General features: G+C 43.6%; 21 protein-coding genes. 10 read left to right on the top strand and 11 right to left on the bottom strand.

Annotation, left to right across the window (positions count from 1 at the left end; translation table 11 throughout):
* The first annotated feature begins 37 nt into the window (after nt 1–37).
* The 3 genes from NG798_RS16100 to NG798_RS16090 all read left to right on the top strand — a co-directional run bounded on the left by NG798_RS16100 (nt 38) and on the right by NG798_RS16090 (nt 2608).
* Entirely contained in the window at nt 38–919 is an 882-nt protein-coding gene (locus tag NG798_RS16100; protein ID WP_261224703.1) for a hypothetical protein, read from the top strand.
* Complete coding sequence (locus NG798_RS16095; protein ID WP_261224702.1) at nt 904–2295, top strand: site-specific DNA-methyltransferase; 1392 nt, start codon at nt 904–906, stop codon at nt 2293–2295. Before NG798_RS16100 ends, NG798_RS16095 begins: the two co-directional genes overlap by 16 nt.
* Nucleotides 2296–2398: 103 nt before the next feature.
* A complete protein-coding gene (locus NG798_RS16090; protein WP_261224701.1) occupies nt 2399–2608 on the top strand; it encodes a hypothetical protein in 210 nt (69 codons plus the stop codon).
* 52 nt (nt 2609–2660) lie between these two features.
* On the opposite strand, the gene NG798_RS16085 is transcribed toward NG798_RS16090, so the two are convergent.
* Complete coding sequence (locus tag NG798_RS16085; protein ID WP_261224700.1) at nt 2661–6017, bottom strand: PAS domain S-box protein; 3357 nt, start codon at nt 6015–6017, stop codon at nt 2661–2663.
* Nucleotides 6018–6243: 226 nt separating this feature from the next.
* On the opposite strand from NG798_RS16085, the gene NG798_RS16080 reads away from it, so the two are divergent.
* Nucleotides 6244–6963, top strand: a complete 720-nt coding sequence (locus NG798_RS16080; RefSeq protein WP_261224699.1) for a response regulator transcription factor — start codon at nt 6244–6246, stop codon at nt 6961–6963.
* 191 nt (nt 6964–7154) lie between these two features.
* Here NG798_RS16080 and NG798_RS16075 read toward each other — a convergent pair whose 3' ends face one another.
* Nucleotides 7155–7580 (bottom strand): response regulator, encoded by a 426-nt coding sequence (locus NG798_RS16075; protein WP_261224698.1) that lies wholly within the window; start codon nt 7578–7580, stop codon nt 7155–7157.
* A gap of 1098 nt (nt 7581–8678) precedes the next feature.
* Nucleotides 8679–10589 carry an acetate--CoA ligase family protein gene (locus NG798_RS16070; RefSeq protein WP_261224697.1) on the bottom strand — a complete coding sequence of 637 codons (1911 nt, stop codon included), beginning with the start codon at nt 10587–10589 and terminating at the stop codon, nt 8679–8681.
* A gap of 200 nt (nt 10590–10789) precedes the next feature.
* On the opposite strand from NG798_RS16070, the gene NG798_RS16065 reads away from it, so the two are divergent.
* Nucleotides 10790–10987, top strand: a complete 198-nt coding sequence (locus tag NG798_RS16065; protein WP_261224696.1) for a hypothetical protein — start codon at nt 10790–10792, stop codon at nt 10985–10987.
* Nucleotides 10988–11245: 258 nt separating this feature from the next.
* Nucleotides 11246–12088 carry a cyanophycinase gene (locus NG798_RS16060; RefSeq protein ID WP_261224695.1) on the top strand — a complete coding sequence of 281 codons (843 nt, stop codon included), beginning with the start codon at nt 11246–11248 and terminating at the stop codon, nt 12086–12088.
* A 367-nt stretch (nt 12089–12455) separates the two neighbouring features.
* Here NG798_RS16060 and NG798_RS16055 read toward each other — a convergent pair whose 3' ends face one another.
* The gene (locus tag NG798_RS16055) at nt 12456–12689 is read right to left on the bottom strand and encodes a hypothetical protein (protein WP_261224694.1); all 234 of its coding nucleotides are present in this window, start codon (nt 12687–12689) and stop codon (nt 12456–12458) included.
* Nucleotides 12690–13270: 581 nt separating this feature from the next.
* Between NG798_RS16055 and NG798_RS16050 the strand changes: the two genes are divergently transcribed.
* Complete coding sequence (locus NG798_RS16050) at nt 13271–14923, top strand: alpha-amylase family glycosyl hydrolase (RefSeq protein WP_261224693.1); 1653 nt, start codon at nt 13271–13273, stop codon at nt 14921–14923.
* Nucleotides 14924–14942: 19 nt separating this feature from the next.
* Here the strand turns inward: NG798_RS16050 and NG798_RS16045 are convergent, their stop codons facing one another.
* The 4 genes from NG798_RS16045 to NG798_RS16030 form a co-directional block, all read right to left on the bottom strand.
* Nucleotides 14943–15539, bottom strand: coding sequence for a J domain-containing protein (locus NG798_RS16045; protein WP_261224692.1), 597 nt, complete (start codon nt 15537–15539; stop codon nt 14943–14945).
* A 184-nt stretch (nt 15540–15723) separates the two neighbouring features.
* Entirely contained in the window at nt 15724–16770 is a 1047-nt protein-coding gene (locus NG798_RS16040; protein ID WP_261224691.1) for a YgcG family protein, read from the bottom strand.
* A gap of 143 nt (nt 16771–16913) precedes the next feature.
* Nucleotides 16914–17507 (bottom strand): ATP-dependent Clp protease proteolytic subunit, encoded by a 594-nt coding sequence (locus tag NG798_RS16035; protein ID WP_261224690.1) that lies wholly within the window; start codon nt 17505–17507, stop codon nt 16914–16916.
* Nucleotides 17508–17552: 45 nt separating this feature from the next.
* Nucleotides 17553–18242, bottom strand: coding sequence for an ATP-dependent Clp protease proteolytic subunit (locus NG798_RS16030; protein ID WP_261224689.1), 690 nt, complete (start codon nt 18240–18242; stop codon nt 17553–17555).
* Nucleotides 18243–18637: 395 nt separating this feature from the next.
* On the opposite strand from NG798_RS16030, the gene NG798_RS16025 reads away from it, so the two are divergent.
* A complete protein-coding gene (locus tag NG798_RS16025) occupies nt 18638–19876 on the top strand; it encodes a VWA domain-containing protein (protein WP_261224849.1) in 1239 nt (412 codons plus the stop codon).
* A gap of 47 nt (nt 19877–19923) precedes the next feature.
* On the opposite strand, the gene NG798_RS16020 is transcribed toward NG798_RS16025, so the two are convergent.
* From NG798_RS16020 to NG798_RS16010, 3 genes are all read right to left on the bottom strand, one after another.
* On the bottom strand, nt 19924–20766 hold the full coding sequence (locus NG798_RS16020) for a retron system putative HNH endonuclease (RefSeq protein ID WP_261224688.1): 843 nt from the start codon (nt 20764–20766) through the stop codon (nt 19924–19926).
* Nucleotides 20763–22106 (bottom strand): AAA family ATPase, encoded by a 1344-nt coding sequence (locus tag NG798_RS16015; protein WP_261224687.1) that lies wholly within the window; start codon nt 22104–22106, stop codon nt 20763–20765. The genes NG798_RS16020 and NG798_RS16015 overlap by 4 nt, the downstream gene beginning before the upstream one ends.
* Before the next feature lie 327 nt (nt 22107–22433).
* Nucleotides 22434–23516: a PIN/TRAM domain-containing protein gene (locus NG798_RS16010; protein WP_261224686.1), complete on the bottom strand. Its 1083-nt coding sequence runs from the start codon at nt 23514–23516 to the stop codon at nt 22434–22436.
* Nucleotides 23517–23698: 182 nt separating this feature from the next.
* Here NG798_RS16010 and hemW point away from each other — a divergent pair, with 182 nt between their 5' ends.
* Nucleotides 23699–24964, top strand: coding sequence for a radical SAM family heme chaperone HemW (hemW, locus tag NG798_RS16005; RefSeq protein WP_261224685.1), 1266 nt, complete (start codon nt 23699–23701; stop codon nt 24962–24964).
* Nucleotides 24965–25061: 97 nt separating this feature from the next.
* Nucleotides 25062–25787: a rhomboid family intramembrane serine protease gene (locus NG798_RS16000; protein WP_261224684.1), complete on the top strand. Its 726-nt coding sequence runs from the start codon at nt 25062–25064 to the stop codon at nt 25785–25787.
* The last annotated feature ends 49 nt before the right edge of the window (nt 25788–25836 follow it).

Raw genomic sequence — 25836 nt, 5'->3', positions numbered from 1 at the left:
GGATAGAATTTAAAAAGATTTGGAATAAAAACAAAAGATGACTTCAGGCCCGCGTAATTCCTTTGCAGATTATAAAGTGGATGGACACAACTGGGTAACGTTGACGACAGGAGAATATTATCCAGATATTTTGCAAGTAGCTTGCCAACTTTACGAGCCAGTTTTGGTAATGTTTGGCCAATTGCTGAGAACTTCTGAATCATCGGTGCGCTTGTTCCTCCAGATTTCTGAGGTTCCTAACGCATGGATGCGGGTGCAACTATATCGAGTTTTTCGCAAATATGTCAGCCCTGAAATCCCTGTGGAAATGCTCAGACGAAAGAAAAAAGCAACCGATATATCTAAGCAATTTGGAGGCAGATTTAGGCCGGTGCAAGAAGTGCAAGCGGCTTTTATGAGTCGGCCAATTCCAGATGAAGCGATGTGTGCTTTATTATGGGAATATAAAAGTCGCGGACAAAAAGGATATGACTTGACAGAAAGATTTTTTTCTTTATTTCGTTTGCACTTTCCTGAATTACCAATTCGAGGCCCAGAACGAGCAGGAAAAGATATTTTTATGGGAAAGATTTTTAAAGATTATCCTAATCCCACACGGCCAGTCGATTTTGTGATTTATGATGTTAATGGGCGCGAAATTTTAGCAATCGGATTAGCGAGATATGATTCGGATCGAGGTGGCGCTCAAGAAGATGATAGAACTGGAGGTTATCGCAGTTGTGCAGATGAAATTTTTAGATATACAGAACAACATAACTTAAAAACTAAGATAATTTTTTTGAACGATGGGCCTGGTCTTTTGTTAGGGTCAATGTGGAATGATTACGCCAATATCGAGAGAAGTTCGCCTGATAAAATTATAGTCTTAACGCTGCGAATGGTTCCTGAACGAATTACCCTTGAGTGGCTTCGTTCTTAAAACAAGGAGTTAAAATGGCAACCGGCATCCCCAAAACACAAGGTTACGGCAATATTTCGGAAAGCCTTTCACCGAATAATTTAGATGTCTGCCTTTCCTATGCTGGGAAACTTTCTGAGTCGGAAATTTTGGCAACAGCGCCGGCGGAATGTGTGAGGATATGGCTAGAAAATCAAAGAAAAGATGACGAGTTAGAAAACCGACTTTACTTTGGTGACAATTTACCGATTTTGGCATCTTTATTTAACGATACTACAGTTCGCGGCCAAGTCAGACTAATTTACATTGATCCGCCTTTCGCTACCAACAGTATCTTTCAATCTCGCTCTCAAATGAATGCTTATTCAGATTTGCTAAAAGGCTCTCATTACATTGAATTTATGCGAGAAAGATTGATTTTCTTGCGAGAGTTATTAGCTGAGGATGGCTCGATTTATGTCCATCTTGATGAAAACATGGCTTTTCACATCAAGATCATTATGGATGAGGTTTTTGGTTCTCGTAATTTTCGTAATTGGATTACCCGCAAGAAATGTAATCCCAAAAACTACACCCGCAAAACTTATGGAAATATATCTGATTTTATCTTATTTTACACAAAATCAGATAACTATGTTTGGAACCGGCCTCTCGACCAGTGGACGGAAGAACGAGCACTCAAAGAATATGAATATGTCGAAAAAGAAACCGGCAGAAGATATAAAAAAGTTCCCCTCCATGCGCCAGGCGTAAGAAATGGGGAAACCGGCAAACCTTGGCGAGGAATGAATCCACCCCCAGGCAAACACTGGCAATTTATGCCAAAAACCCTAGATGAAATGGACGCACGCGGGGAAATTTACTGGTCAAGTAATGGCAATCCGCGAAGGAAAATTTACCTGGATGAAAGTAACGGAATTGCCGTCCAAGATATTTGGCTTGAGTTTCGAGATGCTCACAATCAAAATATTAAAATCACCGGCTATCCTACAGAAAAGAACCCAGATTTACTGGCTCGAATTATTCAAGCATCCTCAAACCCTGGGGATTTGGTTTTGGATTGTTTTTGTGGTTCGGGAACTACCTTAGCAGTAGCCTCGCAGTTAGAACGCCGGTGGATAGGAATAGATAATAGTCCCGAAGCTATTTCAACAATTTTACGACGTTTTGCCAAAGGCTGCGAGCGGATGGGAGATTTTGTCAGCCAAAATAAATCTAAGCTTTCTAATCAATCTGATCAAGAACCTCAACAGTTATCTCTATTTAATGCTGATGAACTCAGCCAAAACAGTGACAACATATCAAAACCTTCGGAAAAAATTAACAACTTTTGCCTTTATGCAGCCAAGTCATCTGTTCAAGAATTAGACATAATCTCGACTCAAATCAAAGGTTAAAATAACCGGCCCCTGCTGCAATCTCTTTCTTTTGGGAGTGTAGAATCGCCTCAAAAGCCCTCTAAACTCAAAAATAGAGATTTTTTAAATAGAGGTAAAAACCATGCCGAAAAAATCAGACAAACCGGCTGAAAAAGAAAATAAACAAACCGAACCAGACTCATCGGAACCTCGGATTATCGATCCCCTTGATTTAGTTTATTCCGGTGGTTATTTGGGAGATCCCAGAGAAATATTGTCTAACCCCGCCGTTGCTCCCCAAATGCCAGATGATACACCCAATAACTTACGCGATGACTTCATCCGCGATTAATTAAAAACGCCTTTTTAAACCCCGGTTTTTCTGCAAAACTGGGGTTTTGTAATTAACTGTGACGCGGTAAGATAATCTTAAAAAGAGAACCTTTTCCCAGCGTACTTTCTAAAGAAATCGTCCCCCGCATAAGCTGTACCAAAGAATCAGTAATTGCCAATCCTAAACCAGTCCCCGGAAACCGGCGCGTTAAAGTTTGGTCTACCTGACGAAAAGCCTCAAAAATGTGCTTTAACTCCGTTTCAGAAATACCAATGCCGGTATCCTTGACCAAAATTTCTACGCGGTTCGGTTCAAGATCGCTGACTTCAACTTCAACCGAGCCAGCATCCGTAAACTTAATAGCATTAGAAACCAAATTAATTAACACCTGTCGCAAACAAGATTTGTCTAAAAACACCCAATGATTTTGTAAATTTTCGCTGCGGAATGCCAAGGTTAAATTTTTTTCTTCCGCTTGGGGTTTAAATTGCTGAACAGTGGCATTTATTAGGTGCGTAATTTCAAAAGTTTCGGGTTTCACATCCCGAATACCGGCCTCAATTTTTGACAAATCGAGAATATCATTAATAAGCATCAACAAACTCTTGCCATTATTCAAAATCCGCTGCGCCATGTCCTGTTGTGGCGCCGGTAATTCGTAGCTACGGTTGCGTAACAGCAATTGAGCAAAGCCAATAATGGCATTTAATGGCGTGCGGAGTTCGTGCGACATCGTTGCCAAAAACTGCGTTTTTAAGCGGGCTGCTTGCAACAATTGTAAATTTTGTAATTGAATATGTTCGCGCTGGTGGGCAAGTTCTTTATTTTGAGACGCCAGAATATGATTTTGCTCAGCAACTAATTCTTCGCGTTCTTCCAAAATATGAATTAAACGGGCATTATTAATCGCAATAGCTGCTTGTTCTCCCACCGCTACTAACAATTGCTGCCACATTTCATAATCAAACGCCTGCGGATCATTCCAGTTCCCCGTTGCCAAGACTCCCAACCGGCCCGCCTGGGCAGATTCAATCGGCACACCATACACCGCCGCCGGCAACTCCACACCCTCTCCATCGTCTCCCGGTTCCGAATGGCGCAAAAGACTAGACGCGCCGGTAGAAAACACCGTTGAGAGTAAACCATCTTCGGTATAAAGCGGCATTCTCAGCGGTAAATGTTCAGTGCCGGTGCCCGCAGTCGCCACCAACTCCAGGCGATTTGTTGCAGGGTTATGCAAAACAATCAAGCAAAACATCGCCCCCGGAACCGACTCACAAACGGCATCTACCATTACCTGCAACAACCCAGGCAAATCAGTCAGGCTTTGATTAAGCAAATTCGTCAGCCGTTGCAGGGTTCGTAGTTGCTGTTGCTGTTGGTCTAACACCAAAATCACCTGAGATAAATTCTTGCTCGTTTGTTGTGCTTCGCGGTAGAGTTGCACTTTTTCCAGCGCCGAAGCCGTGCGATGGCCTAAGTCTTCAGCCAATGTTAAATCGGCTGGAGAATAACGGCGGTTTTTGTCAGAAAGCACAAACAATATTGAGCCAAAACTTTGCTGACCTAAACGCAACGGCAAACAAATATACGAGCGAAAATTTAGCTTTTTCAACAAGGCGAAATGTTCCGCATCAACGGCCAGAGTTTGAAGTTGTTGATCCGAAATCCCAAACTCCACATAAATTTCATCCGACTTGTTGATGCCACCGCTATTCAAAGGCTTTAAATAGCTATAAGATCCATCGGCTTCGACAGGATAGCGCTGCTGCAATTGCCAAATTAAATTTTCTTTGGCGGGGTCTTTATGGGCAACAGCAACACACCGGCAAGTTTGGTAGGCATCGACTGCATTAATAACACACCAGTCGCCTAAATAAGGCACAATCAACTGCGCCAAACTTACCAGCACCGTCTCGCTATCTAGCGAACTGGCAAAAAGTGAACTGGCTTCTATAAGCAAGTGCATGGCGCCGATCATTCGTTGTTGCTCTGTGCGGTAGTGTTCTTGTGTGGCAATCAGATTAGCTCGCACGGCTAACTCACGTCCTAACAATTCGTCTTTTAATTGATTTGCAGCTTGCAAATGAATACTGTGTTTGCGGGTGAGCCGGTCAATTTCCCGGTAGAGATTCCCAATTTCCGCTTCCAGTTGTTTGCGAACTGTGATCTCGCGGGTGATAGAAATAATTTCTTCACCGCCAAAGCCGGCTGCTTTGAAACGCGGCAACAGCGTTGTTTCTACCCAGATGTAATTGCCGTCTTTGCGGCGCAGGCGGTTTGTTAGGGTCGTGCTGGCCCTTTCAGAAAAAATGCTTTGATAAATTTTTTGAATTTCTGTTCGCTGTTCCGGGTGGATCAACTCCAGAGCATCGCGTCCTATCAGTTCAGTCGGCGCATAGCCGAGTAACCGTAGCGCTGCCGGCGAAACATAGAGGTAGATGCCGGCCCGCAACCTGCATATTAATTCACTGGAATTTTCGGCTATCAATTGATAGCGTTCTTGCGTCTGTAGCCATAATTCTTCTTTTTGCTTTTGTGCAGTAATGTCGCGCAGCGTCACCAAGGCACCGAGTTTGTCTCCCCTGTTGTTGACAATGGCGGTGCCGGTGGCCAGCAATGAGCGTCTGCTGCCGTCGGCGGATACCACCCTCATTTCCACTTCGCTGACTACTTCGCCGTTTAAGGCTCGCAAGAGGGGGCTTTCGTCGCGCTTGATGGGGGTTTTGCCGTCTGCCTCGTAGTATGAATATTCCAGGGATTGAAGGGTAGTTTGCCCCGAATCAATGCCCGGTTTATTTTGCTCGAAAAAATTTGCTTCTTGTGGGGCCGGTTCGTTGGCCGGTATGCCGTGCAATTGTTTAGCAGCCGGGTTAATAGCGATAATTGCTCCCTCACTATCGCAGAGAACGATACCCTCTGAGGCTTTTGTCCAGAGAGCTTGGAGAAGCTGTTGCTGTTTTTCTAAGGCAGTTTCGGTTTTTTTAAATTTGTCGATGTTGGTGCAGGTGCCGGTGAGCAGGGACTCTGGGCCGTGATTAACTTGAATATGGGCAACAAACCATTTATAGATGTCATCGCGCCCTAAAAGCCGAAATTCTATTTCCTCGACAGTGGCCGGCTGCTGGAAACAGGCTCTCCAGCGGTCGCGGTCTTCTGGGTGAATGACAGCCAGAAAGCTAAAGCCGAGAGATTGGGCTTCGCTGAGTCCTGTAAAGTCATACCACCGGCAATTAAAATAGGCAATTCCCGAAGCACTGCTACCACTCCAGATGATTTGTGGGATGCTGTCGGGATGAGGCTGTTGGCGCTGTGGGCGCGTGGCCGACTGGGGCAGATCCAGGGGAAACCCTTGGCTATCAGTGACGGCTTGCTCTTTTTTGTGCCACTGCGCCTCTGATGCTTGTGGAGGACGGGTATGGTTCATAGCATTTTTATCCAATCCAATCGTCACCCTGTTACAGGCGCAGCTTGGTGGTGAGTCTAAGAGGCTTTTAAAGGGGTGGTCAAAAGTAAGCAGATTTTATAACCTTAATTTATATGGATAAGCCGGCTATCTACAGCTACCCATAGATGGATTCCTCGCAAAATCTTCAACTGCTTTTAGAGTATTTTTTTAATAGTGAAACCAAAATAGGTAAGGCCAAAGAAAGATGAGCGAAATTCGCGTAGTTTTAATTGAAGACCACGATTTGACCCGGATCGGTATCCGCACGGCTTTACAACAGCGTGAGGGTATTAAAGTGGTGGGTGATGCCGCAAATGGTATGGATGGCTTAAAAATGCTTAAATCGCTTAAGCCGGATATTGCTATTGTGGATATTGGTTTGCCGGATATTGATGGCATCGAGGTGACGCAACGCTTTAAAGAATCGATGAGCCCCTCAGATTCGCCGACGAAGGTTTTAATTTTGACTTTTCAAGATAGTGAGCAAGAGGTGCTGGCGGCTTTTGCGGCTGGGGCTGATTCTTACTGCATGAAGGATATTCGTTTTGAACAGTTGCTTGAGGCAATTCGGGCGACTTTTGAGGGGAATTCTTGGATTGATCCGGCGATTGCGGGGATTGTTTTACGTCAAGCTCGCACGACTCCTTCGACGCCGGTTGAGGACAAATCTTTGACGGCAACGGTGACAATTAGTGCGGCTGATCCTGAGTATAGCCAGCTTATTGAGGCTTATCCTCTGACTGAGCGGGAGTTAGAAGTTTTGGAGCTAATCGTGCAAGGTTATAGCAATGCGGCCATTGCTGAGAAGCTTTATATTACGGTGGGAACTGTTAAAACTCATGTTCGTAATATCTTGAATAAATTATCTGCCGATGACCGCACTCAGGCTGCTGTTTTGGCTCTGCGTTCAGGGTTGGTTGGTTGAGCGCATCTATCTTTAGGTAGAAAGATTTGGGCAGAAATGTCTTTCTAACTATCTTTTAAGATTGATTTAAAAAAGCCGGTTGTTTCACGAAAATTAAGAGGAGGAATGAAGGGTTGAGTTTACTGAACCCTTCTGTTTTATTTTGTTTTAGGTCTGATTTTTTTAGGGTAGTTGGTTTTTTCTTTAATTATTTAAAGAGATATCCTTCGCTCAGCAATGGTGGCCACAACTTGAACTAAATTATCTAAGTCTACCGGCTTGCAGATGTGTTCTTCATAACCGGCGGATAATGCAGATGTGCGATTTTCATCTCCAGCGGCGCCGGTGACGGCTATGGCGCGAATGGCTTTACCTTCTTTTGTGGTGTGGCTTTTTAAGGTTTCAATGAGTGCGTATCCGTCGCCATCGGGTAAAGTCATGTCACTGATCAAAATGTCGGGTTTAAACTGTTTGGCAATTTGCACTGCTTCTTGGACGGAAAAACCTGCTTTTACTTCAGCGCCACTTTCTTCTAACACGAAACTAAACAATTCAACAATATCTACTTCGTCTTCAACAACAAGTACACGCAAGCCTTCTAAAACAAGAAATGGTGCGGATGATGTGTGAGTGACCACAATGAAATGCCTCCTTTTTAGGTACACTTGAGATGCCTGTTTCAGTCTTGGCTAATTTTTAAAGCAGCCCGGCGGCACTGTTTAATCATAATGTTTTTAATTTGAGCGTTTTTGAAGAGCGAAATTCTCTACCTAGTTTTGTGTAACTTTTGCATTGGCTTTGTCTAGCTGACTCGCCCGGTTGCTATTTTTAAAAGTTACCTAGATCACTCAATTTTCTGAAAATTTGGCAGGGTTTGGCAAAAATTTTTCAGGCAATTTGAGAATTTCATCAATTTTTCTCCAGTTAAATAAATTGACTCTATTAACGATAATAATGACTATCGTTAAAACCTTCATCTCCCCCCAGTAGTAACTTATTTTTAAATTTTTTAAGAAATATAAAGTTAGTCAATATTTTGCTTACTTAAATATTTCTTTGAGAGAAATCAGCTATCAATGACTGGCATTAATAGTTGGGAGGTGATGTTTTTTGCGGCTTAAGGGTTGGCTGCTTAGAAAACAGACAACAGCGGGCAACCGAAAGCCGGAATTATTATTAAATTGGAGAGCCGGAATTAGAAATCCCAAGAAGGAAAGGCCGGCCTTACTAATAAGACGAGAACGACCGTTTAAAAGTTCCCATGCACCGGGCAGTCCGCATCGACAAAAAAGTTTCAATCTAAAGGCTTAGTTAATAAGAATATAATGCTGTTGACTTTTGTTAGAGTCTATCTAAAGATAGATGTTAAAAGCGGTTTCATCTGGATAAAAATTTTTATTTTCCATTCCTGGGATAGATGCAGGCCAGGAAAAGTTAAGAGGGGAGAATGCCAAAAAGTAGATAAGCTTTTTTAAAGCGAATTTGGAAGGGCAAAAGAAATTATTTATCTGTGAGCCGAGACCGGCAACTAAAATAATTTTGATCGCGTCTAAAAACGTTTCATTGATAGGCGGGCGTAAATCTCGCCTCTACAGAGTGAAATTTAAGCCTTTACATTTCTGCTATCGAAATTAAAAGCTCAAATCTGATATCTCCCATTTAGGAGGGTAGATTGTGGGCTAAAGCCAAGTTGTGCGAACAAAGAAAAGCCATAGCCCAACGGCAAGAAAATCAGCTTAGATAATCGTGCCAATTTCCTTTAAATAAACCCGACTAAACGGTTCATTTTCGCCAAGCTGATATTGTTCTATTAAGCCCTTGCGACGAATCGAGACATTATTTTCGTTTTTGATGATTAGGGTTGCATCATCAGGCAAATCTCGTGTTAGCATCATTTCGGTTTCTGTGGGCTTATCTAGCACAACCATATTGCTGTACTCATAAAACATCCCATCATTTTCCAAAATTTCATCGGGATATTCAGCAATCAACAAATCAAGCTTGGGATGACGCAGTAAACTTTGTACTTTTGTGTTGTAATCCTTGGCAAGATTTTTAAGGGAACGATTGACAAAAGCGCCTTGCTGACAAACAGCACCAATTGTCCATTCGGGATGTTGCAAAAGAATGTGGTCGATAACTTCTTGCAGTTGTTCAAGTGAAATGCGGTTAAAAGTAAGAATCGGAATGCGGGCATCTTTTTCTGAAGCAAAGAAAGTTTTTAAAATTTCTTCACCGACATGAACGCTTTCTCCAATTGCCGGTCTCAAGTGCATGGAGATACCCGGTGCGGAGTTGATTTCTAAAATGCCGAAATTGCCTTCTTTCCAAGACTGAGAAAGACTCGGTGCCATGATATCAATGCCTAAACAAGTGAGGCGGAAATATTGGGCAATGTCTTGGGCAAGGATAATGTTATCGGGGTGAACGGTGCGGGTAGCGTCAATACTAACACCGCCGGCGGAAAGGTTGGCAACTTTTCGCAGATAAACAGTGCGGTTTTTTTCAATGACGCTATCGAGGGTTAAATTTTGCTCTTCGAGATACATTTGCATTGCTGCATCGGACTGAATTTTACTCAGGGGAGAAGTGGGAGTATCCAGACGTGCGGGGGTGCGATTTTCGCGTTCTATTAATTCCGAAATGCTGGAACGACCATCACCAGTCACCGAAGCGGGGCGACGTTCTGTGGCTGCAACAAACCGGCCATTAACACAGAGTAAACGAAAATCGGCGCCGGATAAACTTTTTTCAACAATGATACGCACCGGCTGACCTTCAGGAATTGCTTCTTCGGCGCGTTCAAAAGCAAAAATTAACTCATCTGTGTCTTGGACACCGGCTGTAACACCAATACCTTTATGACCGGCCACCGGCTTAACAGCCACCGGAAAACCTATTTCTTGAGCAGCAGTTATGGCTTGGCTTTGGGTGCTAACAATTTCGCCCTTCGGAACGGGAAACCCTAGTGTTGCCAGCACTGATTTACAATCATCTTTGCGGGTTGTAAAATCCGAATCTAAATGGCTGTCACCATCAAAAGTTGTGGCGATTCCCCGCACTTGTTTTTTGCCATAACCATATTGTACTAAACCTTCATCCCAGAGATAAAAAACAGGAATTTTTTTCTCATAAGCGGTGCGCCATAGTGTGTACACGGTAGGGCCACCATAGGCAGAAGTGCGGAAAATATTTTGTAAAATTTTGATTTGAGAATCTAACTCAAATTCTTGGTTTTGAGTCATCGCCTCAAACCAATCCCAAACAAAATAAATTACCGACCGGCCCGTGCGAGCGTGGAGAGTTTGAACTGCGATTCTGACATAATGAGCGTAGGGTTTTACACTGCTTTGATCGAGGTGTAAATCCATGTCGAGTTTGCCAACTTCTGTAACCGTTCGGGCAAACAGATGAGCGTACGACTGATAAGTTTCCCCGGCCAGATGGGGGTAAAATTGAGTAATTTTGCTAACATAATCAACCAAAGCGAGAGGTTGCAGGTGGCCGGTCAGAGCAAAATCAAAAACGAGAGCAGCTTGATTTAAGTAAGGGTTGGGGCCGCTATAATGCTTGAGGTTAAAGATATCAAAAGCATCAGTTCTTCTGGCATTAATGCGTAGAGTTTGCGTAAGAGTTTCTTGCACCATAGATATTCTGTAATCTAGCTCAACAGATCGAGAGTAACGCTAATGGTGTAAAAATTTCAGCTATCTAAAGGAATAGGCTGTTTGTAGGAGGGGAGATTGGGTACTAGGAAGTTGGAAAGCTATAACTTTTGAGAGGTAACAGGAGGTTTTTTATAGAGTTAAAATTATGGAGCAAAACATTAGGGAGCAGCCAAAAAATTATGATTTACAACCAAGCTGCCATAAGGGAAGAAGTTCATCATTTAGCTGAAGAAGCTTTTCACCGTAAGTTAATTTCGGGTTATGGAGATGGGCCTGATGGCAACGAATATCAGATTGTTTGTGAAGGGAAACCCCGGCATTTTAATTTAGAATATGCCCGTAGCTTCTTGCGGAAAATGATTCATCAAGCCAACTAAACCAGTATCTAGTGGCGATCCCCTCCCAGGCAAGCTTTAGGGGCGTATGGAGTTGGGCTAAGAGGCGGGCCTCGCTTTAGCGCGAACATCGCCAAGACTAAGCGAGTACCCCGGTGTTTCTGTCTGCTTCCTTTTGCCTTAAAAAAAATCTTGGGGGCAGACAGAAAAAATCTGTATAAAAATATACCTTTTGACAGGTTTCAGAGTTAGGTATTGTTCGGCGTAATAGAAATTACAAGACTTTAAGGTTAAAAAAATATGACGGATAACGGTACACAAAAAGGGCAGTTAGTTATTATTGGCGGTGCTGAAGATAAGGAAGGCGACTGCAAGATTTTACGAGAGTTTGTGCGACGTGCCGGCGGGGTAAAGGCTCACATCGCAATTATGACGGCTGCCACCAGTTTACCGCGAGAAGTGGGGGAGACTTATACTCGTGTGTTTGAGCGCTTGGGTGCCGAAACTGTGCGGGTGGTGGATACAGAGCGTCGGGAAGATTCGAGTGATTCGCGTTGGGTGGAGATGATTAATCAGGCAACCGGCATCTTTTTTACAGGCGGCGATCAGGCTCGGATTACGAGTTTAATTAAAGATACTGAACTTGATGCCGCTATCCACCGGCGTTTTAATGAAGGTGCTGTGGTGGGCGGAACTTCTGCCGGTGCGGCGATGATGCCAGATGTGATGATTATTGAAGGCGATTCTGAAACAAACCCGCGTGTTAATACGGTGGCGATGGGCCCCGGAATGGGCTTTTTACCTGGAATTGTTGTGGATCAGCATTTTGCTCAGCGGGGCCGGTTGGGCCGGTTGGTTTCCGCGTTGCTACAACACACGGCGGTTTTAGGAATTGGTATTGATGAAAATACCTCTGTTATTGTCAGTGGAGAGCGTTTTGAAGTGGTTGGTGAAGGTGCGGTGACGGTGATTGATCAAACTGAAAGTACCCACGATAATGTTGAGGGGGTTTTGAAGGATGAGCCAATTGCGGTTTGTGGCGTCAAACTTCACATTTTGCCAAATGGTTATGGGTTTGATTTGAAAAAGCGTAAGCCTATTTTGGAGAATGGGACGATGCCGGCGGTAGCGGCTGTTGGATAGGTTTTTGTATTGTTTATTAACCTCTTTCACTTTGGGAAAGGGGTTTTTTTTATGGAAATTTTAGGTTTTTTATTTAAGGGTAGATTTTCCTAGTGGATGGCGGCACAGGATCAGCAGATATAGCAGTTTTTTTATGTATGACTGTGGGAGAGAAAAACCCGGTAACTTTATCGCCGAGCAGGTTTTTATATAGATTTTTTTTACTATTTATGGGAAATTTAAACGGGTATTTAGTTGGTGATAAAAAACTTGGTAAAGCCTAATAAAATAGGGGAAAAAGCGCCTTTTTGGATGAGAGTGTGTAATAGTTTTTTGAATGGTTGTGATTGACCCACAAAGGCGCTTTTATAATTGATAGTTGCACGGTTTAGGCAGCTTGTTGCTGTTGATTGGGAATGCTTGAAATTAAAGCCCAGCCTTCATTTCTGAGTTTTTGATATGTTGCCCAACCTTTTGAACCCCCAGGAATGCGGTAGTCGGGTACAGAAAATTGAGGGAAAGATGTATAGGGACGCCAGGGTTGGTTGGCTTGAGTTCGCAAGTGTAAAATTTTTTGGCCGTCGTTTCCCATTGCGGATAACCAGCACATTTCTTTAACCATGATAAACTCCTTAATCTATTGTTAGAGGAATTGGGCAGTTTGGATGCTTCCCTGCTTCTTATTTTCAATACTTTAACTAACAATCCGTATTTTTAGGCTTGATTGTCAGAAAGTATTGCGGTTGGCTTTCAGTAGGTTTTTGAGGGCTTCTTTATGGGTTTGCCCCTCAGTCCTTGCTGCTCTTGACTTCATTTTCTCTTGTTTTGTTTCGCTATACCTCCCTCTGTAGCTTCATCTCATTGGGTGATTAAATGTTTCTAAAGTCACAACCTCGGCTGTTATTTTTGTTACGTTTGTTAAGTTTTGTAAAACAAACAACAAAAAAGCGAAAATCTCTCTATTTCTTTAGAGGGATGCAGGCTGTATGTGACCTCGAACAACATAGATTGTCTGCGAATTTAAAAGCTTTTTAGTGGAGCGTTTGTAACAAAAACTACCAATAAGTTTAAAGTTCTTCATTCTCAGGCCGGCGCAACGCTTAACAGTAGAGGCTTTGAATAATTCTGAAAATTCTGTTGCGTAAAATTTCATTACATTTCTGAGAAAAACCGTTTTCAAATCTGAGAAAAAAAGCAAAATTTATGAGACACGCGATTGAGTTTAAGTTGTTTGCACCGAATAATAAAGCTGCAAGTCTGATCGGCTGTTTCTCAGACTGGCAAGAAATCACCATGAATAAGGGTGAGGATGGTTATTTTCGGGCAGTAATTGATTTAGAAGATGGTGTTTATCGCTACAAATTTCGCATCCAAACCCAAAGCAGCAATTTTCAGCCGGATCAATGGGTGGAGGTTAATGATCCATATACCACTGAAATTGAGCCTGATAGAGAAATTAGTGTGTTGCGTCTCAAAGATGGAGCAAAAATTCTTGATACTTATGTCTGGCAATATGATGATCAAGTTTTGCCGCAAAATAACGAGTTAGTGATTTATGAAATGCAAATTCCTGATTTTTGTGGCGATCAAGCTGAAAATGAGGATAAGTTTGCTTTTTTGCTTAGCAAGTTAGATTACCTCTGTGAATTGGGGATAAATGCCATTGAATTGATGCCAATTTATGAAGCGCCAAAACAATATTATTGGGGCTATAAAGTGCGTTATTTCCTTGCTTTGAGAAATGGCTATGGCAGCAGTGAAAATTTAAAGCGTTTTATTGATGAGTGCCATTATCGCGGGATTCGAGTGTTTTTGGATGGTATTTATAATCACTGTGAGGAAGAATGCCCTTTACTGTTGATAGATCGGAATTATTGGTATTACGAATATATGCACTATCCTGATGATCCTGCGAATTATTGGGGGCCAGAATTTAATTACGATAATTATGATCAAAAGTTGCAAATTTACCCGGCTTGGCAGTTTATTGGGGATGTGGTGCGCTTTTGGGTAAAGGAGTTTCATTTTGATGGCATTCGCTATGATGCGGTGCGTCAATTGGCAAATCGTAAGTTTTTGCGCTGGCTTGGGGAAGAGGCAAAAAAAGCGGCGGGAAATAAGCCTTTTTATAATATTGCTGAATATATCCCAGAGGTGGTTGATATTGTGGGGAAAGATGGCGAGTTTGATGGCTGCTGGCGTGAGAGTTTTCGGATTTATGGTTTAGAAAATATTGCGGGGGATACGTTTGATTTGGATAAGATAAAAGGCAGTTTAGATGCAAAAATTCATGGGTATCCGGGCTGTACCAGTGTGATTAATTATCTTGCCAGTCACGATAGAGATCATTTGATGGCTGAGGAGGCTTTTCGGACGGCTGATAAGGTGGAGGCTTTTAAACGGGCAAAGTTAGGGGCTGTTTTGTTGATGACGGCGATGGGTGTACCGATGTTGTCGATGGGTGAAGAGTTTGGGGAGGTAACTTGCCATTTGCCAAATCAAGAAAATAAGCTGAATTGGCAGTTGTTAAATTATCAGCCTCATCGCGATTTGTTTGAGTTTTATAAAAGGTTAATTGATTTGCGGAAAAATGAGCCGGCAATCAAGTCTGATAATATCGAGTTTTTCTGTGAAGATGAGGAGGCGCAGGTGTTGGGTTATTTGCGTTGGTGTGGCGAGGCTTCGCGGGTGGCTGTGGTGGCAAATTTTTCAAATCAGGTTTTGCGGGGATATGAGGTTTCGCTAGAGGGAAGTTGGCGGGATTTATTGACGGGTAAGGAAGTAAAATCTGAGGGTGATAGGTTAGTTTTAGATGTGAAAGAATTGGAGGCTTTGGTGTTGGTTGGGTTGGCTTGAATAACCCAACCAAATAAGGTTAAAATATGCTTTCTAGCCGGCGAAAATCGCGTTCTACTTCTGACCACAGGGTGCGGTTATGGGGGTCGGTTCTGAGGGCTTTTTTGAGGTAAATTCTGGCTTTTTCGATTTGTTTTTCTTCGATGAGTTGTCTTGCCCAACGTTGATAGGTGATGGCTTGCCATTGTCTGACTTCTGGATCTTGGGGGATGCGTTGGGCTAAGCCTTCTATGAGGGCGATGGCGCGGGGAAATTTTTTCGATTTTAGGTGATGTTGTAGTTGTAAGTATGACTGTTGTTTTAATTGTTTTTCTATGTCGGATAGGTTGGGGTTTTGTTGAAAGTTGGGTGATTTGCGGGTAACTTTAGTTTTGGTGGGTTGGGTTTGCACGGGTTCTTTTTTTGGTTGCTGTGGTGCCGGTTCTTCTGGGGGGATGCTTTCAAGTATTAGTTTATAGGCTTGATTAAGTTGGATAAATTTTTCGTGGGCTTGGGGGTTTTGGGGGTTGGCGTCGGGATGGTACAGTCTTGCTAGACGCCGGTAGGATGCTTTGATGTCGGCAAGGCGGGCATCGGATTTTAATTGTAATAGTCGGTAGCAGTCCGCTATGTTCATCTTTTTTTGGGAGAGAGGGGAGAACCATTTTTAATAATAATTTTGGCACAAAGTTTTCTGAGATTGTATTCTGAGATTAAATTAGGCTCTAAAATTTCTAAAGTTTGGGGTGGGGAGTGCTACAAGGAAAGCAAGACTAACTTTTATGCCTATTTTCCTTGTAGGGAAGGGGGGTTAGGTGTTTTTACCAACTGTCGCCGCCTCCATCGCCACTACTGCTTCCTCCGCCATAGTCGCTGCTACTGCTACTTTCATAGCTGCTGCTACTGCTGCTTTCGGAACTACTGCTATTATCTGAACTCCACCAGCTATTACTACTTTCAGGACTGTTGCTAGGCTTAGAAACATCGCTCCTGTTATTGCTTTCAGAGCTACCGCAATTGATTTCTTTTGCTATATTTACATAAGTATTTAAAATCGAGTCGTTAAGAGCATATTCGTCCTCGTAAGTAGAGGTTATGGCATCACTAAAATTTCCCCTAAATTCAAATTTTTTTTGAATTTTTTGGCGTTGAATTATTAAGTTTTTTATTATTAAGTTCAAAACCCGATATAAAAAAATCATTACCAAAATTATCAAAAGAATAACGACCAACAAAAATCCTAACTCTATCCAATCAGAGTCGCTTGAATTTGAGTAAGTTTGAACCGGCACCGGCTGAGTTTGTTGCAGGGGTGCGGAGGAAATCGGCACGTTATTAACCGGCTGATAATTTTGCAAGGTAACAACTAAGGCTTTTGTGCCGGCAATAGTTCCGCCGTTATAGTCGTTTTGCTTAAATCTGGGGGTGATTTGTTGTTTGATGATGTTGGTGACAAAAAAGTTAGGTAAAATGGTTTGGAGGCCGGTGCCGGTTTCAATTTCAACGCGACGATTGCCGGTGGAGATTAAGAAAAGAACGCCGTTATTTTGACCGGCTTTACCGATTTTTAAGCGATTAAATAGGGCTGTAGCGAATTGTTTGGTGGTAGCGGAAGGTGCTGTATCTGAGACTGTGACAACGGCAATTTCGGAGCCATTTTTTGCTTCTAATTGGGAAATCATTTCATTGAGTTGGGCTTCAGTTTCGGGGGTGAGGATATTTGCCGTATCTGTTACCCACCCTCCATTAATACGCCTGGAATTGGGTACTTCTTCGACGGTGAGGGCGGTGGCAGGGAGGCTGATAAATGTGAGAGTGATAAAGGTGATGGTGAAGCTTTTTTTAAGGGTAAGACAGCGAATTTGCATGGTTTTAAGTTGGCTGTTTGCTTTCCTCAAACCACATCAATGCTGTCGGCAATTTCTGTAAAACGTCAAAAACTTAATATTTAGCAATAATAAACCCCACCCTCCAGATTTTCCGGCGGGTGGGGTTTGAGTTTTCGAGAATGTTAACGTTGTTCTTCGATGACTTGATCAATTAAGCCATATTCTTTTGCTTCCGCCGCAGACATGAAATAGTCGCGGTCGGTATCTTTTTGGATTTTTTCGATGGTTTGGCCGGTGCGTTGAGCTAATATTTCATTGAGGTTTTGACGCACACGCAAAATTTCTTTTGCTTCGATATCAATATCGGTGGCTTGTCCGCGTGCTCCCCCTAGCGGTTGGTGAATCATAATGCGGGCGTGGGGTAGGGCTAATCGTTTGCCTTTGCTGCCGGAGGCTAACAAAAATGCTCCCATTGAGGCTGCTTGACCAACACAAATGGTGACGATTTCGGCTTTGATATATTGCATGGTGTCATAAATTGCCATGCCAGCGGTGACGGAACCCCCAGGAGAGTTGATATAAATGTAGATTGGTTTGCTGGAGTCGTCGGAATTAAGATATAGCAAATAGGCGACTATTCGATTTGCTAAGGAGTCGGTTACTTCTTGGCCAAGGAAAATAATTCGTTCTTGACTTAGGCGGGTGTAAATATCAATCCACCGCTCGTATGTACTGCCGGGAAGTCTGTAAGGAACGCTAGGAACACCAATAGGCATAGGAGTTTATTTTTTGTGGGGGTTTGCTGTTGATTTTAACAAGTTTTAGGAGACTGCTGCGAGGGGTTTTGGTAGGTCTTGGGGACTTTCTAAAACCCGGTCGATGAGGCCATATTCTTTGGCTTGAGCAGGGGTCAGGTAAAACATCCGGTCGGTATCTTTGGAGATTTTTTCCATTGACTGGCCGGTGTTTTTTGAGAGTATTTCGAGCATGGTTTGTTTGTTGGCTAAAACTTCTTTTGCTCGAATTTGGATGTCGGTTGCTTGCCCTCTGGCACCGGTTTTTGATTGGTTTAAAACGATGGTGGCGTGGGGTAAACTGGCGCGATGTCCTTTGGTGCCGGAGGCTAAGATCATGGCGGCGGTTCCCATTGCTTGACCAATACAAATGGTGTGGACGGGAGGTTTAATGTAGCTGAGGGTATCGCATATTGCGAAGGCTTCTGTTTCAAAGCCAATTGCTTCGCCGCCATACCAAGATGTGCCGGTGGAGTTGATATAAAAATATATGGGTTTGTCGGCGTCTTCAAATTGAAGATAAAGCAGTTGGGCGATAATTAATTCGGTGACATCTAAGCCGACACTTCGCTTTACGTCGTCGGAAGAAAATAAGGGCATCCCCAGATAAACTATGCGCTCTTTTAAAAGTAGCGATTCTAGGTCTGGAGGGGGGGTGCGGTAGTAGGCATCGCCGTAAGAGTAGCCTGATTGAACGGCCTTTATGGGTGAGTTCATGGGGAATCGCTACCTAATATAATGTCTTTATCTTTTACATAGTAGCGTGGTTGGGATAGGCATTGCGGCTGGGTAAGGGCGTAATTTCACGACCGGCTTTTTGGATGGCCGATGGTTGTGTGGTGAGTGCTTAGAAGTAGGGAGGCTTTAACTGGAATTGAAGCAGGCAAAGGTTCCTGAGTCTGGTTCTCAGCCTGAGTCGATTTTTTGAGCTTGCTGAGGTTGCTGAGTCTGGGAGTAGGGGGGGGAAGATGGGAGTCGGCTTTTTTGGTCAGTTCTGGGTTGGCTAATTTATGCTGAGTAGTAGTGGGATGTCTGGAAACTTCTGCGGAAGGGGGACATTTGCTGCTGTTGTTTTTTTTATAAATGTTGATTTTGCAGGAATTGGTCTGATTATGCGAGTGAATTTGCAACCGGCTTGGAATGATGGCAATTTGGATGCGTCCCAATCAAGCAGTCAACGGCAACTTTCGATTTCTGTGTCTGCGATAGCGGATTCGATGGATCGCAGTGTGCCTCTGAATTTGTGTTTGATTTTGGATCACAGTGGTTCGATGGGGGGCCGGCCTTTGGATACGGTGAAGCAGGCGGCTTACCGGCTAGTTGATAGGCTTAATCCTGGGGATCGGCTTTCGGTTGTGGCGTTTGATCACCGCGCAAAGGTGATTGTTTCTAATCAAATTATAGAGGATAAGGAGCGTATTAAAAAGCAAATTGAGAAGCTTCATGCGGAAGGCGGTACTGCTATTGATGAGGGGTTGAAACAGGGGATTGATGAGTTGGCAAAGGGGAAAAAGGATACGGTTTCTCAAGCGTTTTTGCTGACGGATGGGGAAAATGAGCATGGTGATAATGACCGTTGTTTAAAGTTGGCTGGTTTGGCGGCGGAGTTTAAGATGACGCTGAATACTTTGGGGTTTGGTGATCATTGGAATCAAAATGTTTTGGAGAAAATTTCTGATGCGGCGGGGGGTTCTCTTTCTTATATTGAGCGTCCTGATCAGGCGACGGAAAAGTTTTCTTTGGTGTTTAATCGGATTCAGTCTGTGGGTTTGACTGATGCTTATTTGTTGTTTGAGTTGATGCCAAAGGTGCGTTTGGCTGAACTTAAGCCGGTGGCTCAGGTGGCTCCCGAAACGATTGAGTTGCCGGTGCAACAAGATGGGAATAAGTATATGGTTCGTTTGGGGGATTTGATGAAGGATTCGCCGCGTATTATTGTGGCGAATATGTATGTGGGTCAGTTTCCGGCGGGCCGGCAGTTGTTGACTAATGTGCAGGTTCGTTATGATGATCCGACGGCGGGAAGGCAAAATGTTTTGTCGGATGTTGTGCCGGTGGATATTAATGTTTTGACGAGTTATGTGCCGGCGCCTAATGCGGAGGTTCAGCAGCATATTTTGGCTTTGGCTAAATACCGGCAAACTCAAATTGCTGAGGCAAAATTACAGCAGGGTGATCGTGCGGGGGCTGCAACGATGTTACAAACTGCGGCGAAAACTGCTTTGCAAATGGGTGATAAGGGGGGTGCTACGGTTTTACAAACAAGTGCGACTCGTTTACAGGCGGGACAAGACCTTTCTGAGGCGGATCGCAAGAAAACTCGAATTGTTTCTAAGACAGTTTTGCAATAGTTTTGTCGGGTGGGTGAAAGGCCCACCCTATGATCTGGTGTTGGCTGTTAAGGCAGAGCGTCAACACGAGCCCACTCACCATAGGCGGGACTGCGCTGGCTAACTTGTTTTAAAAGGATAATTGCCTCTGGAATGCGAAAGTGATGAGCTAGGTAAGGGAGAATATACACCAGAGCAAATGCACTATACTCAGCAGTAGGCTGGCAGTATTCTGTTAACAATTGGATGGCTTCTGATTTGTGGTGAGGGTCAGCAATTGTTTGAGAAAATGTTAACACGCAGAGCATATCTTTGACTATCTTTTTCCGGTGCTTAAATAACTCCTTGCGGGTGCCGCTAGTGCTATTGAGGTCAAAGATCTCTACAACTTTCTTACCCCTGTCATCACGACCTTCTATTTTCGCACCATCCACTTGATCCCAAGAAAATTTTAGATGCTTATTGATCTCTGTAACCCCATCGCTTGGATTGATCAGCAAGGGATTGCCACTAGAGTCGAGGGGAAAGTTTGTTCCTTTATGTTGAGCATTGTTGCAGATTTCGCATGAAAGTAAAAGATTTTGCCAATCAAAGGTTAGGTGTAGATATTGGGGGTCTCCTTTTGGGAAAAAGTGTTCGATATGACCATAGCCTGTGGTTGTAACTTTGCTTTCACAATAGGCACATTTTCCATTAAATATGGTTTCTAGCTCAGATTTAATGTTTTTGTGGCGATATTTGTTTATAGCATCATCGTGTTTTTTCTTCGTCTTAGCAATCTCTTGCGGCGTTGCTTTAGGATTAGCTTGGATTGCGTCTAAATTTTTTTTTGCTGCCTGTAATTCAGACAACCACTTAGCGCCATTTCTTTGTAAAATAGCAGGAGTTCTGGGTTTAGAGACAGAAATCACGGTAGATGAGCCTCCAAAAAAGCCTGGGTTCGCGCCTCTAAGCTTCCTGGTTCGGGTGGGCCTCCTATGGGCTGCGCTTCTTTCATAAATTTTCTGAGTGTTTCGTATTCTTTGCGTTCTTCGCCAATCAAATCATTTATCTTTCTTGTCAGTTCGTTGTATCGTTCAATTTTCTCTTGCGTGGCTGGAGAATAGGTGGATGTTAAACCAAATGCAGGACTTCTCAAAATATAATCAGCATCATAAGCTGAAATATCTTTTACTGGCGTAACCTCAACTTCCCCATTAATCATATCGAAGCGTAAAGTTAGAGCATCTTCTCCCGCGCCAGCAGCTACTAAAGGACTGTGGGTAGCGACGAAAAATTGGAGATTCGGAAATACTTCCCGCAGCCAACCAGCTATATATCTTTGCCAAGATGGATGTAAATGAATATCTAGCTCATCGATCAAGACAACTCCAGATGCCTGAGTGGGATCGTCAAGGTTGGGAAAGGCTTGAAGTAAACGCCATATTAAGTCACCCGCCAAGGCTATGATACTGCGAAAACCATCAGACAAGCTAATGGTTGGAACTTGTTGCTCGTCTACTGAAAACATGATCAAACCATCCGTAGTAATCTCAGAAATTCTTACATTTCCGGGGATAAGTTTGATAATAGCCGCTTCTCCTACAGTCCGCATTTGTCGGGCCTTGGTGTCATTAACATCTTTAGCAATGCGGTAGTCTAAATGAATCATCCATTCTTCAAATGAACTCAAAGGTCTATTATCATTAAACTGTGTTGCAAAATTGCTGGATCGCTTTGGTTGGTCTAGTCGTGGTATGCGACGTATGTCTTCTCGTGAAAGTCTACGAAAGGCACCATAACCGACAGCAAACCATCCTTGAGTTGTTGACGCAAAGGCATTTGTTCGTAACTGGCTGAGAATTTCTGATTCTTCCTCAATCAGTGTTCGAGGGGGATAAGTTTCTTTGCCAATTTTGAGACGATTGTTACCCGTAAGGAAATAGGAATAGGTAGGGGATAATACCTTGTTACCATTATTATTTCGTAAGGTTCCAGCATCTACATCTTCTTGATATAACACAGCCTTGAGCTTGCCTGGTTTTGAGGAGTCGCGCACCCAGCCGATTGTATCTGACAAAAGTTCTTTAGCCGCTTCTGGCCCTGCTAAAAGGAGTGCCATTGCTTGCAGGAATGTGGTTTTTCCAACTCCGTTTTCTCCTAAGAGAGTAATCCAGTAGTAAGGTTTGTCCCCTCTTTTGTTGCGAGTGAAGGATAACTCCTGTTCTCGAAAGCCTTTGATGTTTTCAAGACTAATTTTTTTGACCCACATTCATTTTCTCCTTGAAGATAAGGCCACAAAACGCCCTCAATAGTTTCTCGGTGTGATATCGACTCTTATGCCGCTTGCTGCTGCTTCCTTATTAACTAATCATTTTACTATATTGGGTGTGGTACTGCCCCCTATCCCTTCTTGTTGGCTTTCCATGTTCCGCCATAAATGTAATGAGGGTTGTTGTGGGAAATGTGGGGCCAACATTGCGGGCATATAAAAATCCAAGGCCCCAATTCTTCTGCTTTGACGCGATAAAGAACTGGGGCTGGTTGATTGCATTGGTGACAATTTTTTACTCTGTTTGTGCGAGCCATTGTCGCCTTTTTATCCTGTTATAACTGATGCGTGGGGACGAGCGAAAATCATCCGACCGGCAGAGGTTTGTAAGGCAGATGTTACTGTTACTCGCATTTCTGCACCGATGTGAGTTCCTGCTTCTTCTACTACTACCATTGTGCCGTCTTCTAAGTAGCCGACTCCTTGGGCCGGTTCTTTGCCTTCTTTGACGATTTTTAGCTCGATTGTGTCTCCTGGTAAGTAGTGGGGACGAATGGCTTGGGTGAGGTCGTTGATATTTAAAACCGGCACTTTTTGAACTGTGGCAACTTTGCTTAAATTGTAGTCGTTTGTGAGCAAGGTTCCATCAATTTCTTGCGCTAAACGCACTAATTTTGCGTCTACGGTGTGGATGTCTTCGTAGTCGGCGGGGTGGATGGTGATGCGGTCTGGATAGGCTTCCATGAGCCGGTTTAAGATGTCTAATCCTCTGCGGCCTCTGACTCGTTTTTGATCGTTGGAGGAGTCGGCGACAAGTTGCAATTCTTGGAGGACAAATTGGGGTACTAATATTTGGCCTTCGACGAAGCCGGTGCCTAATAATTGTTCAATTCTGCCGTCAATTATGCAACTGGTATCTAAGACTTTTGTTGCTACCGGTTTGAGGGTTCCTTCGGCGACTAATAGGGTTTCGACGCTGCTGGGATTAATTAATCTCAAAAAAGCGCGTCCGTGAGTGTCGGCTAAGTTGATGCCGGTGAAGGAAAATAAAATACTTCCCACCACCGCCACTAAGGGTTTAATGAAGTTCAACTCTGAAGGAATGGGAAATAAAAATATCGGTGCTAACATTAAGTTGGCAACTAAAAGGCCGATGACCAAGCCGACGGCGCGGGTAAGTAAGACTTCGACCGGCATTTGCCGGACTTGGGTTTGAATGCGCCGGTAGGTGGTTTGCGCCGACAAGCCAAAGGCTAAGCCAATTATGCCGCCAAAACCGGCGGTGACAAGGCGCAACCCTGAGATGTTTGTTACTTGCTGCATGGCGCTGCTCGGTAGAAGTTCTACGCCGTAATAACCAATTCCTGCGACTGCTAGGATGAATGAAACTATAATGATGACATCAAGCATTGTTTTGGGGGGATAAATTGCGGTTTGAATTCCGTTTTTTGGAATTCTGGGCGATTAATTGTTACTTGTTTCACAATTAGCGCTTTTTTCTATTATATCCTGTCGGTCTTTTTTACTCTATTCCCCAATAACCCTTAAATATTTTTCTAGTTTTCCCCATCGTGCCAGATTTTTTTACTTCTATGGTTGTTTCTGACTCTGCAACCCGTGCGGCGGGTATGCCAACTTCTGCTTATCTTCATATTCCTTTCTGCCGGCGCCGGTGTTTTTATTGCGATTTTCCTGTCTCTGTGGTGGGGGATCGCAAGCACGGCGAGAATTCTAACTCGATTCAGCATTATGTTGAAGTTTTGTTGCAGGAAATAAGCATAACTTCAAATTTTTGTCAAGAGGCGGGGGCGAGGATTGGGGCGGACAGGGGGGCTCTGGAAACGGTGTTTTTTGGTGGGGGTACGCCGTCGCTGTTGTCGGTGAGTCAGGTGGAGCGAATTTTGGAGGCGCTTGATCGGCATTTTGGTATTACTAAAAATGCGGAAATTTCTATGGAAATTGACCCCGGTACTTTTAGTTTAGAACAGTTGCGGGGATATGCAAAGGTTGGGGTTAATCGGTTTAGTTTGGGGGTGCAATCTTTTGATGAGGAGTTGTTGCGTTTGTGTGGGCGTTCTCATACGGTTGGTGATGTTTATGCGGCGGTGGATTTGATAAAGCAAGTGGGGATCAAAAATTTTAGTATTGATTTGATTTCGGGTTTGCCTCATCAAAGTTTGGAACAGTGGCAAATGAGTCTTGAGAAGGCGGTGGAAATTGGGCCTGCTCACGTTTCTAGTTATGATTTGATTGTGGAGGAAAAAACGCCGTTTTATCGGTTTTATGCGCCGGGGAGTGAGCCTTTGCCAAGTGATGAAATGGCGGCGGATATGTATCGTTTGGCGCAAAAAGTTTTGACGACTGGGGGATATGATCATTATGAGATTTCTAATTATGCAAAGGCGGGTTTTGAGTGCCGGCATAATCGGGTTTATTGGCAAAATAAATCGTATTATGGTTTTGGTATGGGGGCGACAAGTTATGTGTTTGGTGAGCGGTTTGCTCGTCCGCGTAAAACTTGGGAATATTACGAGTGGGTGAAGGAGGGATGTAAGGAAGAGGAAAATAAGGCTGAGGAAAATGATCAATTGTTTGAATGTTTGATGTTGGGTTTGCGGTTGGCAGATGGTGTGAATTTGGCAAGTTTAGCCGGCAAGTTTGGTGGAGATACGCTGGATAAAATTTGGCGTTGTTTAGAGCGATATTATCGCTGTGGTTGGGTGCAGGTTTTGGATGAAAAACGAGTGCCGGTTGAGGTGGAATTTTTACCGGCTGCCGGTTGGTTGCGCTTAAGTGATCCAGAAGGTTTTTTGTTTTCTAATACGATTTTGTCGGACTTACTGACGCAGTTTAGTTAGGGGGATTTTTTGGCTGGTTGGGTTTTTAGGTGGGGGCTGGCACGGGTACACAGCCCCTACAGGAATGGGTAGTTTATAGTCATAAATTTAACATCCTATGATTCCTATTGCAGATAATATTCAATCTCAACAAAAGCCGGTTGTTACTTTATTTTTAATTGGTTTGACGGTGGCGGTTTTTTTGGGGGAGTTGAAGTTAGAGTTAACGGGGGAGTTAACGGAGTTTTTGCAAAATTGGGGTGTGGTGCCGGCGAATTTTGCTAGGGTGGCTGGGGATGCGATTTATCAACAAAATCCGGCGGCGGCGATTATCTTAATTTTTATGGCTGTCCGTTCTTTGTTGGGGGGGATATTTTTGCACGGTAGTTTTGCTCAAATTTTGGGAAATATGTTGTTTTTGTGGGTTTTTGGAAAGCGGGTTGAGGAGGTTTTAGGAGGCGGGAAGTTTTTACTATTTTATGTGATTTGTGGTGTGAGTGTGGGGTTGGTTCAGATTTTTGCGGAACCGAGTTTAAATGTGCCTTTGGTGGGGGCAAATGGGGCTATGGCGGGGGTTTTGGGTGGTTATTTATTGCGGTTTCCGAGGGCGAAAATTGAGACGATTTTACCGATGGTTGTGGTGTTTGTGCCGGTGGAGTTGCCGGTGCTTTTCTATGGGGTTTGGTGGTTTATTCAGCAGTGGTTTTATGGTATTGGTTCTTTGGCGGTGGAAGGGGGGGTAAATGCGGCTGGTGTGGGGTATTGGGTGCATGGGGTAGGGTTGATTTTTGGGGCGTGTTTGGTTTGGGTATGGGGAAAGCTAAAGATTTTTAGAAAATTTTAAACTGTTGGGAATTTAGACTATAAAATTTAAGGTTATCCACAAGGGTTTG

The sequence above is a fragment of the Ancylothrix sp. D3o genome, from assembly GCF_025370775.1.
Classification (GTDB): Bacteria; Cyanobacteriota; Cyanobacteriia; order Cyanobacteriales; family Oscillatoriaceae; genus Ancylothrix.
This window is presented reverse-complemented; position numbering and strand designations above follow the sequence as displayed.

Excerpts from the sequence above, each read along its gene's own strand:
- NG798_RS16080 (WP_261224699.1), top strand. The coding sequence starts at position 6,244 with ATGAGCGAAATTCGCGTAGTTTTAATTGAAGACCACGATTTGACCCGG.
- NG798_RS16070 (WP_261224697.1), bottom strand. The coding sequence starts at position 10,589 with ATGGTGCAAGAAACTCTTACGCAAACTCTACGCATTAATGCCAGAAGA.
- NG798_RS16055 (WP_261224694.1), bottom strand. The coding sequence starts at position 12,689 with ATGGTTAAAGAAATGTGCTGGTTATCCGCAATGGGAAACGACGGCCAA.
- NG798_RS16000 (WP_261224684.1), top strand. The coding sequence starts at position 25,062 with ATGATTCCTATTGCAGATAATATTCAATCTCAACAAAAGCCGGTTGTT.
- NG798_RS16085 (WP_261224700.1), bottom strand. The coding sequence starts at position 6,017 with ATGAACCATACCCGTCCTCCACAAGCATCAGAGGCGCAGTGGCACAAA.
- NG798_RS16050 (WP_261224693.1), top strand. The coding sequence starts at position 13,271 with ATGAGACACGCGATTGAGTTTAAGTTGTTTGCACCGAATAATAAAGCT.
- NG798_RS16035 (WP_261224690.1), bottom strand. The coding sequence starts at position 17,507 with ATGCCTATTGGTGTTCCTAGCGTTCCTTACAGACTTCCCGGCAGTACA.
- NG798_RS16040 (WP_261224691.1), bottom strand. The coding sequence starts at position 16,770 with ATGCAAATTCGCTGTCTTACCCTTAAAAAAAGCTTCACCATCACCTTT.
- NG798_RS16015 (WP_261224687.1), bottom strand. The coding sequence starts at position 22,106 with ATGTGGGTCAAAAAAATTAGTCTTGAAAACATCAAAGGCTTTCGAGAA.
- NG798_RS16090 (WP_261224701.1), top strand. The coding sequence starts at position 2,399 with ATGCCGAAAAAATCAGACAAACCGGCTGAAAAAGAAAATAAACAAACC.
- NG798_RS16010 (WP_261224686.1), bottom strand. The coding sequence starts at position 23,516 with ATGCTTGATGTCATCATTATAGTTTCATTCATCCTAGCAGTCGCAGGA.
- NG798_RS16030 (WP_261224689.1), bottom strand. The coding sequence starts at position 18,242 with ATGAACTCACCCATAAAGGCCGTTCAATCAGGCTACTCTTACGGCGAT.
- NG798_RS16065 (WP_261224696.1), top strand. The coding sequence starts at position 10,790 with ATGATTTACAACCAAGCTGCCATAAGGGAAGAAGTTCATCATTTAGCT.
- hemW (WP_261224685.1), top strand. The coding sequence starts at position 23,699 with ATGGTTGTTTCTGACTCTGCAACCCGTGCGGCGGGTATGCCAACTTCT.
- NG798_RS16060 (WP_261224695.1), top strand. The coding sequence starts at position 11,246 with ATGACGGATAACGGTACACAAAAAGGGCAGTTAGTTATTATTGGCGGT.
- NG798_RS16100 (WP_261224703.1), top strand. The coding sequence starts at position 38 with ATGACTTCAGGCCCGCGTAATTCCTTTGCAGATTATAAAGTGGATGGA.
- NG798_RS16045 (WP_261224692.1), bottom strand. The coding sequence starts at position 15,539 with ATGAACATAGCGGACTGCTACCGACTATTACAATTAAAATCCGATGCC.
- NG798_RS16025 (WP_261224849.1), top strand. The coding sequence starts at position 18,638 with ATGCGAGTGAATTTGCAACCGGCTTGGAATGATGGCAATTTGGATGCG.